Genomic DNA, 12,112 nt, shown 5'->3' on the forward strand with positions numbered 1-12,112 from the left:
TCTCGCGCGTCGCCGCTTGACCCTTATCCCGGGAAGGTTAGACGCCGCGCCATGCTATCCATCGAACAGGCCCTCGACGCGCTTCAGGCGCATTACGACGCAAGCATCGCCGCGCTGCGCGCCGACATCATCGCCTTTGCAGAAAACGGCACGCTGCCCGCCGAAAGCGCGCGCAAGGACCGCTACACCTACCCACGCTTACTGCTCCATTACGACGGAAGCGAACCCAAGGATTCGCAGAGCCGGGCGTTCGGCCGGTTGGGGACCGAGGGCACCTATTCCACCACGGTCACGCGCCCGCAGCTGTTCCGCGCCTATCTGCGCGCGCAGCTGGAACTGATCGAGAGCGACTACACGATCCAGCTCGATGTGCAGCCTTCCGACCAGGAGATCCCCTTCCCCTACGTGCTCGACGGCGAAGCGACCGCGCGGCTTCAGGGGATCAGCCCGCAGGATATCGCGCGCCACTTCCCGCACACCGACCTCGCCGATATCGGCGACGAGCTGGCCGACGGGATCGAGCTGGACGAGCCCGACCAGCAGATACCGCTGTCGCTGTTCGACGGGTTGCGGACCGATTTCAGCCTCGCGCGTCTGGCGCATTATACCGGCACCGATCCGGAGCATTTCCAGCGCTTCGTGCTGTTCACCAACTACCACCGCTATGTCGACGAATTCGTCGACTGGGCGGGTGCACGGCTGGGCGAGGACGGATGCGGCGCGCTGGCCGGCCCCGGCGGACTCTACCTGACAGAACCGACCGAGAACGCGAAGGACCAGCTGTCCGACGCGGCATGGCGGCGTCACCAGATGCCCGCCTATCACCTGATCGGCGAGGATGGCGACGGGATCACGCTGGTCAATATCGGCGTCGGCCCGAGCAATGCGAAGACCATCTGCGACCATCTGGCGGTGCTGCGACCAGAGGCGTGGCTAATGATCGGCCATTGCGGCGGGCTGCGCTCCAGCCAGAAGATCGGCGACTATGTGCTCGCCCATGCATACCTGCGCGACGATCACGTGCTCGACCCCGTGCTGCCGCCGGAAATTCCGCTGCCTGCGATCGCGGAAGTGCAGCAGGCGCTGGCAGCGGCGGCGGAAGAGGTCTCCGGCCAGCAGGGCAGCGATCTCAAGCAGCGCCTGCGCACAGGCACCGTGGTCACCACCGACGACCGCAACTGGGAACTGCGCTACGCCATGTCGGCGCGGCGCTTCTCGCTCAGCCGTGCGGTTGCGATCGACATGGAAAGCGCGACCATCGCCGCGCAGGGCTTCCGCTTCCGGGTGCCCTACGGCACGCTGCTCTGCGTCAGTGACAAGCCGCTGCACGGCGAGATCAAGCTGCCCAAGCAGGCTAACACCTTCTACGAGGAAGCGATCGCCGCGCACCTGCAGATCGGCATCGCCGCCGTGCGCCACCTGCGCGAGGAAGGCCCGCGCCTGCACAGCCGCAAGCTGCGGGCGTTCAACGAACCGCCGTTCAGATAAAAGGCGCCCCGCGGACGAACCGGGGGCGCCTCAAGATTGCTCGACGGGTGCGGAGCGCGGCCTACTGGCTGATGTAGTTCTGGTAACTGCCTCCGGAGTCCCTGAAGACCTCGATCTGGGCTTTCATGTTGCCCATCATGATCCCACCGTCCGAGATGATGTAGGATTGCAGGACCACGTTTCCGTCGGTCCCGCGATAGGCCTTCGCCGCCGGCGCGGTGTCGTTGAAGCCGCGCAGCTTGTCGTCCAGCGCGGCATCGCTGTCGTAGCCGGACGGACGGGAGAACTGGGCCACCAGCACCAGCCCGCGGCACTGGCCATCCTCGCACACGCGATACCAGGCATAGGCCTTCAGACCATTGGCGAAGGTGACCTGATACAGGTCGGTATCATCCTCGCGCGGCGAGCTTTTCCAGGCCGCGTCCATCGCATCGAGGACCGCTTCCAGGTCGGCATCGTCCATGGTCTTGAGCAGGCGCGTTTGCTGATAGGTCTGCGCGCTGGCGGCGACCGGAGACAGGGCGAGGCTCCCTGCGGCGATGGCAAGAAACAGTGTTTTCAAGATTTCCCCCTCTTTTCCCGAAGGTGCAGAATAGCAATTTCGTGCCGGATGCAAAGCCGCACGATTTGCAGGAAGCCTATTCCGTGGCCTCTTCACCGAACACCTGATCGGCCACCTGATCGACCGTGGTCTCGTACTTGCGCAGGCCGTAGATAAATGACCCAGTAGGGATGCCCTCGAGCCCGGTCGCGACATCCCACGAGATCCACGGATCCCCCTCGTCGTCGAGCCAGGTGGAGGCGAAGCGGACGTGCCGGTTGATCGCCAGCGCGTCCTCCGGCTTCCACGGTTTTTCGCTGTCGAAGCCGGTGGTGAACATCAGCGAGGTGCAGTCCTTGCCCTCGTTGCAGCCGTAGAAGTAGATGAAGGACACCATCGAGGCGAAGGTGCTGGTGATCATGGGATCGCCATTGCCATCGGTGTCGAGCTCCGCCCGGTAGCCCGCATTTCTGAGCGCGCTGACGACGCTTTCAGGCGCATGCGCGCCCACCATCGGTGCGCTCGACTGCGCCGATGCCTGGCCAGCCAGGCCCGCCGCCAGCACCATCGCCGTTGCCAGTTTCCGCATTACTTGCCCCTTTCTGTTGACGATCCCGAACCGTGTCGGCTTAGCCCGCGCCCTTGGTCTTGGTTGCGCCGATCTTGGCGCTCTTTTCGATGAATTCGATGATCTGCCCGGCAATGTCCTTGCCCGACGCCGCCTCGATCCCTTCGAGCCCGGGCGAGGAATTGACCTCCATGATCACCGGCCCGTGGTTGGACCGCAGCATGTCGACACCGCACACGTTCAGCCCCATGCGCTTGGCCGCGCGCACAGCCGTGCTGCGCTCCTCGGGCGTGATCTTGATCAGCTGCGCGCTGCCGCCACGATGCAGGTTGGAACGGAAATCGTCGGGCGCGCCGGTGCGCTTCATCGCGGCGACCACCTTGCCGCCGATCACCAGCGCGCGGATATCGGTGCCGCCCGCTTCCTTGATGAATTCCTGCACCAGGATGTTGACGTTCGCCCCCCGGAACGCCTCGATCACCGACTTCGCCGACGACATCGAATCCGCCAGCACGACGCCGATGCCCTGCGTGCCCTCCAGCAGCTTGATCACCACCGGCGGGCCCTTGACCGCGCGAATGATCTCCTCTGCCTTCTTGGGATCATTGGCATAGGCTGTCAGCGGCAGGCCGAGGCCGTGCTTGGCGAGGATCTGCAAGCTGCGCAGCTTGTCACGGCTGCGCCCGATGGCGACGCTTTCGTTCAGCGGCCAGCAGCCGCGCATTTCGAACTGGCGCAAAATCGCGAGGCCATAATTGGTGATCGAGGCCCCGATACGCGGAATGACCGCGTCGTACCCGATGCACGGCTCCCCATCATAATAGACTTCGGGCTTGTGGCTGGCGATGTGGACCGTGCAGCGCAGCGTGTTGAGCCAGTCGATCTGGTGGCCACGTGCCTCCGCCGCTTCGATGAGGCGCTTGTGCGAATAGAGATTTGGATTTCGGGCGAGCAGCGCGATTTTCATGGCCTGATCCTCAGGGTTTGTGACCTTTCACTGGCTCCCGTCCGGGGGTCTGGAGCCAGGAATTGCCCGAATCGACGAGAAAGCGTCGACGCAGTGCGCTCCTCCCTATCAGCATAGGGAACTTCATGTCGCTACGATCCGCGAGGCTGATCTCCGCACGGAAGGTGATATCACCAATCGTGAGCGGGGTCTTGATCACATAGCGCAGCTGGGTCTCGCCGTTGGAGCTGGTGATCCCGCGCACATCGACGTGCACCGCCTCGCACACCTGCTGCACCTTGGTGCCGGGGAAGAGCACCTCGAAGCGGACGAATTTCTCGCCATCGCGCCGAAACTCCTCGAGCACGCTGCCGTGGAGCGAGGAGGTGCGTGCGCCGCTGTCGATCTTGGCGGGCACGCGCTTGAGGCCGAGTTCGGGCAGCCCGACCAGTTCGCGCCAGCCGACGGTGATCATGCGATCACCGCCAGCCACGCGCCTGCCGCCGGTGCGATCACCATCCGCTGGGCTTGCCCGCGTTCTGCTTGTCGAGCCATTCCTTGAGCGGGGCGAAATATTCCATCATCGCCTTGCCGCTCATCTCGCGGCTGCCGGTAAACGCTTCCAGCGCGTCGGGCCACGGCTTGCTGGCACCCATTTCGAGCATGGCGTTCAGCTTTTCGCCCACTTCCTTGTTGCCGTAGAAGGAACAGCGATGCAGCGGGCCCTTCCATCCCGCCTGATCGCACGCCGCCTTGTAGAACTGGAACTGCAGGATGCGTGCGAGGAAGTAGCGGGTATAGGGCGTGTTGCCGGGGATGTGATATTTCGCGCCCGGATCGAAGGCGTCGTCGGGCCGCTCGACCGGCGGGGTGATGCCCTGATATTCGCGCTTCAGATCGTGCCACGCGGAGTTGTAGGTGGCCGGGGTGATCGATCCGTCAAACACGCCCCAGCGCCACTTGTCGACCAGCAGGCCGAAGGGCAGGAACGCGACCTTGTCCATCGCCTGACGCAGCAGCAGGCCGATATCCTTGTCCGCACTGGGCACATCGGCGCGGTCGAGCAGGCCGATCTGGACCAGATATTCCGGCGTGATCGACAGCGCGATGAAATCGCCGATCGCCTCGTGGAAGCCATCGTTCGCACCGTTGAGGTAGAGGTAGGGCTGGTCGTTATATGCGCGCTGGTAGTAGTTGTGGCCAAGCTCGTGATGGATGGTGACGAAGTCGTCCGCATTCACCTTGATGCACATCTTGATGCGGATGTCGTCCTTGTTGTCCACATCCCACGCGGAGGCATGACACACGACTTCGCGATCTTCCGGCTTGGTGAACATGCTGCGTTCCCAGAAGGTCTCGGGCAGCGGCTTGAAGCCGAGCGAGGAGTAGAACCCCTCCCCGATCTTCACCATGTCCATCGGGTCCTTGCCCTGCGCCGTCAGCAGGTCGCCGATGTCGTAGCCCAGATCGCCCGAGCCTGCGGGCGCGACCAGCGGGTAGATATTGCCCCATTCCTGGGCCCACATATTGCCCAGCAGATCGGCGCGGATCGGGCCGGTCGCGGGCTGGATATCGTCGCCGTATTTCTCGTTCAGCTTGGTCCGCACATAGGTGTGCAGCGACTGGTAGAGCGGGGCGACCTCCTGCCACATCCGCTCCAGCTCGTCGGAAAACTCCTCCGGCGGCATGTCGTAGCCCGAACGCCACATCGTGCCGACATTGTCGAAGCCCAGCTCCTTCGCGCCTTCATTGGCAATCTCGACCATGCGGGCATAGTCGTCCTTCATCGGCGCGCCGACATTGGTGTGCCAGCTAGCCCACATCTCCGCGAGTTCGGCAGGCGTGCGCTCGAGATTGCCCATCTCGGCTTCGATGTCGGAGCCGCTGATCTCTTCGCCGTTCAGCGTGCCCTTGCCCTTGCCGTACTGGCTGTTGAGGCTGGTCGCGATCTGGTTCAGCTCGGTCGCCGCGCCATCGGCGGTCGGCGCGGGCAGGACGATGCCGTTGCGCAGGATGTCGAGCTTGCGGGCGACTTCGGGATCGAGTCCGTCGATCTCGGCGTATTTTGCCGCCTCGAGCGCGTAGTTGACCGACTTCTCGGTCCCCTCGGCCCCGACCTTGGCGGCCAGCGCATCGGTATCATGCGTGATGTAGGTCGCGTTGACCCAATAGATCTGGCTGGCGTGCACCGAATAGTCGAACAGGTCCTTCTCAACCATCGCGACCCAGCTGGCGGCCCCTTCGGGCGTCATCGGATACTGCTCGGCCGCCTGCTCTGTCTGCGCGCCATGATCGTCGGCCAGCGCGGGCGTGGCGAGAGACGCGGCGGCGAGCGCGGCGAGCGAAACGGGAAGCAATTTCATGGGCGGCATCCTGTCGTAGCGTTTGAGATTGGCCGCGAAACTACCGTCACGCGGGGTAATAGCAAGCGGGGCAGTCAGCGTTTTGCCGGGCCCAGCCACTGGGCCATCGCGCGCCCCAGATCGGGCTTGGTGACGCTGCTCATGTGGGTACCCGGCACCTCGGCGTAGGTCGCGTTCGGCAGCATCCCGGCCAGCTCTTGAGCAGAACCGTTGTCGCTGTCCTCGTCGCCGCAGACCACCAGCGTGGGGCAGGCGATATTGGCCAGCTCCCCCAGATCGAGGTTTTCCATGCTCCCGAGCAGCAGCCTCGCGGCGGTCCGATCGACCTTTTGCGACTTGAGGAACTGCATCGAAAAATAGGCCGGATCGCCCTTCGGAATCGCATCGAATTCGTCGATCACACGGATGAAGAACGCTGCGCGCTTATCCCATTCGCGCAGGCCGTCGACGCCCATCCCCCCCAGAATAAGCCGCTGCGGAGCGAGCTTGCCAGTGGCAACGCCGTGGATCGCGGTCCGCGCGCCAAGCGAGAAGCCGGCCAGATCATAGTCGGTCAGCCCGAGATGCTCGACCAGCGCGGCGACGTCTCTGACCAGCACGCCCGCCGGATAATTCTCCGCCCCATGCGGTGCGTCGCTCTGCCCGTGCACCCGGAAATCGAGCATCAGGACTTCATAACCCTGCTCGGCAATCCTCTGCGCATGGCCGAAGCGGATCCAGTTCATGTCCGCATTGGAGAACAGGCCATGCAACAGCACGACCGGCCTGCCCTCGCCCATCCGGTGGAGCGCAAGCTTTGTTCCATCGAAGGATTGGAAATTTTCTGTGTTCATTTCGGTCCCAACAACTCCATCCAGCCCTCGTTCGTCTGCGGCTGCTCGTCGAGCTGCGGCACGTCGTCGGGCAGCATCAGCCATTGGTGCTTGCTGCTGACCCATATGTGCGCCGCAGGGGGGAAGCGTCCAGCCCGGTCGAGCGTGCCCACCCGCAAGGCCGCAGTGCCCGGCCGGGTGCTGTTTTCCGCTATAATGCGCGATTTGCACTGCGGGCATCCGGAAATCGTGCTCACCGCGCCGCTCGGTTGCATCATCCGGCCCTCGTCGAGCTCCCCGGTCAGTTCGAGATCCGCACGCATGACCAGCATATGATGGCTGAACGCGCTGCCAGTGCGCTTCTGGCAGTCGCTGCAATGGCAGGCATAGGGCCTCAATCGATAACCGGGCTTGAGCGTGTACCGCACCGCGCCGCATGCGCAGCCACCCTGTTCGATCTCGCTCATCCGGCCGTCCTCCCCAACTTCCTTAGCCGCCTATCAAATGGCGACCTCGTCCGGCAACGATGTTGCACGTAATAAGTACGCTTATTATATGCGCGCGCATGGACAAGAACCTGGGCTGGCTGATGGTCGACAATGCGCGCCTTTTGCGTCGCGCGTTCGACGAGCGCGTGCGCGCCATCGGCATCACCGGGCCGCAGGCGCGCCTGCTGCTCGCGCTCGAAAGGTCGCCGGGCGAGAACCAGGCCTTTCATGCCGAGCGGCTGGAGGTCGAACCGATCACCTTGTGCCGGATGGTCGACCGGATGGAGGAATCCGGCCTCGTCGAACGGCGCAACGACCCGCGCGACCGCCGTGCGAGACTGCTCTTCCTCACGCCGCGCGCCGCGGGCGAGGCTGCGCGCATTCGCGATGCACTCTCCGGGCTGCTCGACCAGATGGTCGACGGGCTCGACGAGAGCGAGCAGGCGGCGTTTTCACGAATACTTCACCGGGTTTCCGCTAACCTCTCCACCACTCCCGAAATGCAAGAGCCCGCCCATGGCTGAAGCCGATCCCGTCATCGCAAGCGACACTCCCGCAACCGAGGAAGCGCCCGCAACTGCGCCCAAGAAGCGCCGCTGGCGGCGCATCGCGCTGATGGCGGTGGTGCCCCTGCTGCTGCTGATCGGCGGGTTCGTCTACTGGTCCAGCCTGCAGGGCAAGGTGGCGACCGACAATGCCTACGTCCAGCAGGACCGGGTCTCGATTTCGGCCGAGGTCGGCGGGCAGATCGTCGAAGTGCTTGTCGCCGACGGGGATCGGGTGAAGCCGGGCCAGCTGCTGTTCCGGATCGACCAGCGCCCCTACAAAGTGCAGATTGCCGAGGCCAATGCGGCCATCGCGCAGGCGCAGGCCAGCCGTACCGCGCTGACCAGCGATCCCGACCTCACCGGTGCGTCGATCTCCGCCGCGCGCGAAGATATCGCCTTTGCCGAAGCCAATTTCGCGCGCAAGGATGCGCTGTACAAGCAGGGCTTCCTGACCAAGACCGAGCACGACGCGGCCCAGCACCAGGTCAATCAGGCGCGCGAAGAGCTGCGTCTGGCGCAGGCTCGCAAGGCCTCGGCGCAGGCCAAGCTGGCGGACGGCCCTGCCGTCCCGGGGCAGAACCCGGCCATCGCGGCGGGCGAGGCCCAGAAAGCCGGCGCCGAACTCAACCTTAGCCGCACCGAAGTGCGCGCGCCCACGGCGGGCACCGTGACGCAGGCCGACCGGCTGCAGATCGGCCAGCAGATCGTGCAGGGCCTGCCCGTCCTCACGCTGGTCGAGGATGGCAGTTCCTATGTGGAGGCCAATTTCAAGGAAACCGATCTCGACGACATGCGGGTGGGCCAGCGCGCGGAAATCCGTGTGGATGCCTATCCCGGGCTGGTCCTTAAGGGCGAGGTCGAGACGATCGGCGCGGGCACGGGTTCGGAATTCTCCGTCCTCCCGGCGCAGAACGCGACCGGCAACTGGGTCAAGGTGACGCAGCGCGTCCCGGTCAAGATCCGCATTACCAGCAAGAGCCCGCGACGGCTGATCGCCGGGCTTTCTACCGATGTGACCGTCTTCACCGACGACCGCTGAAGCAATGGCCAGCGCCGCCCGTCCTGCCTCGCCCGCTGCCGGAGCCGCCGCGCCTCCGGTCGCCGACGAGCCTCTGCTGCAGGTCCGCAACCAGCCCCTGCTGATGGTCGGGATCATGGCCGCATCGCTGATCCAGGTGCTCGACACGACGATCGCCAACGTCGCGATCCCGCACATGCAAAGCGCGCTCGGCGCCAATGCGGAAAGCGTCACCTGGGTACTGACCAGCTATATCATCGCCAGCGCGGTCGCGATGCCGGCCACCGGCTGGCTGGGCGACCGGGTCGGCGCGCGGCGGCTGTTCATATTCTCGGTCGCGGGCTTCATCATCGCCTCGATGATGTGCGGAATGGCGCAGAACCTTGGCGAAATGGTGCTGTTCCGCGCCATGCAGGGGGTGACGGGCGCGTTCATCCCCCCACTCAGCCAGAGCTTCATGCTCGACAGTTCGCGGCCCAGCCGCCATCCGCAGGTGATGGCGATCTGGGGTCTGGGGATCATGATCGGCCCGATCCTGGGGCCGATCCTGGGCGGCTGGCTGACCGAGAGCGCCAACTGGCGCTGGGTGTTCTACGTCAACCTGCCCGTCGGCATCCTCGCGCTGGCGCTGCTGATCACCCAGCTGCCCCACCGCGAGGGCAAGCGGCGGAAGTTCGACCTGTTCGGGTTCGTGATGCTGGCGGTCGCGCTCTCCTCGCTGCAATTGCTGCTCGACCGAGGATCGCAGCTCGACTGGTTCCAGTCTTACGAGATCTGGTTCTACACCTTCTTGATGGGCAGCGCGGCGTGGATCGCGATCGTCCATTTCACGACCGCGCGCGAACCCCTGTTCGACAAGGCCATTTTCGCCGACCGCAACTTTGTGATCGCACTGCTGTTCATGGTGGTGATCGGGATGGTGCTGTTCGCCAACATGGCGCTGTTGCCGCCGATGCTGCAGCGCCTGTTCGGTTATGGCGTGATCGACACCGGCATGGTGCTCATGCCGCGCGGGGTCGGCGTGATGCTGAGCATGCAGCTGTCCGGCGTGCTGATCCGGCGGGGGCTCGACGCGCGGATCGTGGTCGCCACGGGCTTTGCCATCGCGGCCTATTCGCAGTGGATGATGGCGGGCTGGTCGCTCGCGGCGGATGAGTGGCATTTCATCGTTACCGGGCTGATCCAGGGGCTGGGCCTGGGGCTTGTGTTCATCCCGCTCAACGTGACCGCGTTCTCGACCCTGCCGGGCCACCTGCGCACCGACGGGTCGAGCCTGCTCAACCTGCTGCGCTCGATCGGCGCATCGGTCGGTATCTCGATCACCACCGTCCTGCTCGCGAGGAACATCCAGACCGCGCACACCGACCTTGGCAGCCACGTCACCTCGTCCACGATCGATGCGATCGATATTTCGACAGTCGACCGCTATCAGTCGCTTGGGCAAACGGTGCTCTCGATGGTCGATCTGGAGGTCAACCGGCAGGCCGCGATGATCGCCTATATCGACGACTTCTATCTGATGATGTGGCTCGCGCTGGCCGCGATCCCGATGGTCTTCCTGATGCGCAAGGGCCGCACCTAGCGGGCCCTCGCTAGGCGCGCGGAGCCAGCCCTTTCTGCTCCATCCGCCAGCGGACCATCTCGATCCGGTCCTGCCCGAAGAAGGGTTCGCCATCGAACACCAGCGTCGGCACGCCCCAATGGCCCGCCTCTTCCAGCGCCTGCTGGTTGGCGGCGATCTCCGCGTCGAGCGTATCGGCCTGCGCCGCGACTTCTGCATCGAGAGCCACAGGATCGAGCCCGGCACGCTGCGCCGCATTGACGAGATGATCGCCCTCGTGCCAGTTTTCCGCCCCGCCCCAGATCAGCTGCGCAGCCTCATGCGCGAACGCCACGCCCTTCCCGCGCCGTGCCGCCGCCTGCCCCATCCGGGTGACGGAGCGGATAAAAGGCTGGTCCTGCGCAATCCGGCGCGTCGCCACATCCTGCACGATCGGGTCGGGCCGCGGCGGGCCGAAGGGAATGCCGTGGAACTGGGCCACGCGCATCATGTCGCGCACCGTGTAGCCAAGCCAGTTGGGATGATTGCGCTCGAAGAAATCGGGTTCGCGGATCGCGAGCGGCCAGACGGGCCGCAGCGCAATTTCCACCGCGTGGCTCTCCATCAGCGCGCGATAGCGGCCGATCGCGAGGTAGCTGTAGGGCGAGCGGAAGCTGAAATAGAGATCGGCGGTCAGCACGGCCCCGCCCCGCTCAGCGGAAATTGCAGGCGACGCCGCCCCACAGCACCGCGACCTGATTGTCCTCGATCAGGCCGGAGACAAGCATCTCGTTGCCGCCGACGGTGAATTCCTCGCCCAGCGTGCTGTCTTCGAACGCAGCATAGGTCGAAAGCTTGCGCAGGTCCGCCGCCGACATGCCCAGCGCCACGCCATCGGGCCCCGTGAAGCTCGCGCGCTCGCTCGGCCCGTTGACCATCCAGCCAACGAAGCGGTCGTCCTGAAAATTGGCGACGAACTGGTCGAAGGTCGCGAAGGTCATGGGGCCTGCGCCGCATTCCTCGTTGCTGCCGAATTGCGGGCCGCCGAAGACTGCGGTCAGCGCTTCGACCACCTCGTCCTCACCCTCGCCGAAGTTGAGGACCGCGCCATCGCCGCTGGCTTCCGGCGGAGCGATCACCAGCCCGTCTGGCAGCAGGTCGATCGACCTTTCGCTGGGCGCATTGGGCGTCTGCGCATCGATCTGTTCCTGCGTCACCGGTTCGCTCGGCTGCGGCTCCTGCGCGCCATCATTGCACGCCGCGAGCGAGAGCGCCGCCATCCCGGCCAAGGCCAATCCGAACCGATGTGTCATGTCACGCTCCCAAGCGAGGTTGTTCCGGCGCGAGAGTGTCAGAGCCGCCCGCGTGCCACAAGCACTAGTCGTCGCCATCCTCGCGCGGGCGCTGGTCGATGATCACTCCTGCGGGTTCATCGCGCGGCGGGTCACGCCTTGCCGGCCCCGCATCGTGCCATGATCCGTCGATCGTCTCGCCCTGCCCACCGAACATGCCGAACTGGCCGCGAACCCGCTCCAGCCGCCCGATCAGGAAGCGGCGGAACAGCAGCGGCACGGCCAGCGAGGCGACCGCGATCGGCACCGCGATCCACCACAGCCAGTCGAGCCAGTCGATGCTCTGCGTGAGCAGGAAGATGACGGCGAAAACGACGGCCCAGCGGATCCCCCAACGCACGACCAGGCGCTTCAGGATAGCGGATGTCTCCCGTTCGATCTGCTCGATCGAGCGGTCCATCTCGCCTGCCATGCGGCGCTGCTGGTCCGGATCGGGGCCAAGCATAGC

14 protein-coding genes are annotated in these 12,112 nt (G+C 65.0%); 4 read left to right on the plus strand and 10 right to left on the minus strand.

The window, feature by feature from the left end:
* The first annotated feature begins 51 nt into the window (after window positions 1-51).
* On the plus strand, window positions 52-1,488 hold the full coding sequence (locus tag VO57_013680) for an AMP nucleosidase (protein ID XBL69170.1): 1,437 nt from the start codon (window positions 52-54) through the stop codon (window positions 1,486-1,488).
* Window positions 1,489-1,549: 61 nt separating this feature from the next.
* Here VO57_013680 and VO57_013685 read toward each other — a convergent pair whose 3' ends face one another.
* The 7 genes from VO57_013685 to VO57_013715 all read right to left on the minus strand — a co-directional run bounded on the left by VO57_013685 (window position 1,550) and on the right by VO57_013715 (window position 7,185).
* Window positions 1,550-2,050, minus strand: a complete 501-nt coding sequence (locus VO57_013685; GenBank protein XBL69171.1) for a YbjN domain-containing protein — start codon at window positions 2,048-2,050, stop codon at window positions 1,550-1,552.
* A gap of 76 nt (window positions 2,051-2,126) precedes the next feature.
* Window positions 2,127-2,618: a YbjN domain-containing protein gene (locus VO57_013690; GenBank protein XBL69172.1), complete on the minus strand. Its 492-nt coding sequence runs from the start codon at window positions 2,616-2,618 to the stop codon at window positions 2,127-2,129.
* 40 nt (window positions 2,619-2,658) lie between these two features.
* Window positions 2,659-3,564: a 30S ribosomal protein S6--L-glutamate ligase gene (gene rimK, locus VO57_013695; protein XBL69173.1), complete on the minus strand. Its 906-nt coding sequence runs from the start codon at window positions 3,562-3,564 to the stop codon at window positions 2,659-2,661.
* Between the two features lie 10 nt (window positions 3,565-3,574).
* The gene (locus VO57_013700) at window positions 3,575-4,018 is read right to left on the minus strand and encodes a RimK/LysX family protein (protein XBL69174.1); all 444 of its coding nucleotides are present in this window, start codon (window positions 4,016-4,018) and stop codon (window positions 3,575-3,577) included.
* Window positions 4,019-4,055: 37 nt separating this feature from the next.
* Complete coding sequence (locus VO57_013705; protein XBL69175.1) at window positions 4,056-5,906, minus strand: M2 family metallopeptidase; 1,851 nt, start codon at window positions 5,904-5,906, stop codon at window positions 4,056-4,058.
* A 74-nt stretch (window positions 5,907-5,980) separates the two neighbouring features.
* Window positions 5,981-6,739 carry an alpha/beta fold hydrolase gene (locus VO57_013710; GenBank protein XBL69176.1) on the minus strand — a complete coding sequence of 253 codons (759 nt, stop codon included), beginning with the start codon at window positions 6,737-6,739 and terminating at the stop codon, window positions 5,981-5,983.
* Window positions 6,736-7,185 (minus strand): GFA family protein, encoded by a 450-nt coding sequence (locus tag VO57_013715; GenBank protein XBL69177.1) that lies wholly within the window; start codon window positions 7,183-7,185, stop codon window positions 6,736-6,738. The genes VO57_013710 and VO57_013715 overlap by 4 nt, the downstream gene beginning before the upstream one ends.
* A 98-nt stretch (window positions 7,186-7,283) precedes the next feature.
* Between VO57_013715 and VO57_013720 the strand changes: the two genes are divergently transcribed.
* From VO57_013720 to VO57_013730, 3 genes are read left to right on the plus strand one after another with little or no spacing between them, the layout of a single operon-like run.
* A complete protein-coding gene (locus VO57_013720; GenBank protein ID XBL69178.1) occupies window positions 7,284-7,730 on the plus strand; it encodes a MarR family transcriptional regulator in 447 nt (148 codons plus the stop codon).
* Window positions 7,723-8,793 (plus strand): HlyD family secretion protein, encoded by a 1,071-nt coding sequence (locus VO57_013725; GenBank protein ID XBL69179.1) that lies wholly within the window; start codon window positions 7,723-7,725, stop codon window positions 8,791-8,793. Before VO57_013720 ends, VO57_013725 begins: the two co-directional genes overlap by 8 nt.
* 4 nt (window positions 8,794-8,797) lie before the next feature.
* Window positions 8,798-10,354: a DHA2 family efflux MFS transporter permease subunit gene (locus VO57_013730; GenBank protein ID XBL69180.1), complete on the plus strand. Its 1,557-nt coding sequence runs from the start codon at window positions 8,798-8,800 to the stop codon at window positions 10,352-10,354.
* A 10-nt stretch (window positions 10,355-10,364) separates the two neighbouring features.
* On the opposite strand, the gene VO57_013735 is transcribed toward VO57_013730, so the two are convergent.
* From VO57_013735 to VO57_013745, 3 genes are all read right to left on the minus strand, one after another.
* The gene (locus tag VO57_013735) at window positions 10,365-11,012 is read right to left on the minus strand and encodes a 2-hydroxychromene-2-carboxylate isomerase (protein ID XBL69181.1); all 648 of its coding nucleotides are present in this window, start codon (window positions 11,010-11,012) and stop codon (window positions 10,365-10,367) included.
* Window positions 11,013-11,025: 13 nt separating this feature from the next.
* Window positions 11,026-11,625 carry a hypothetical protein gene (locus VO57_013740; protein XBL69182.1) on the minus strand — a complete coding sequence of 200 codons (600 nt, stop codon included), beginning with the start codon at window positions 11,623-11,625 and terminating at the stop codon, window positions 11,026-11,028.
* A 64-nt stretch (window positions 11,626-11,689) separates the two neighbouring features.
* Window positions 11,690-12,109 (minus strand): hypothetical protein, encoded by a 420-nt coding sequence (locus tag VO57_013745; protein ID XBL69183.1) that lies wholly within the window; start codon window positions 12,107-12,109, stop codon window positions 11,690-11,692.
* Between the last annotated feature and the right edge of the window lie 3 nt (window positions 12,110-12,112).

The sequence above is a fragment of the Citromicrobium bathyomarinum genome (assembly GCA_001306305.2).
GTDB classification, from domain to species: Bacteria; Pseudomonadota; Alphaproteobacteria; order Sphingomonadales; family Sphingomonadaceae; genus Alteriqipengyuania; species Alteriqipengyuania bathyomarina.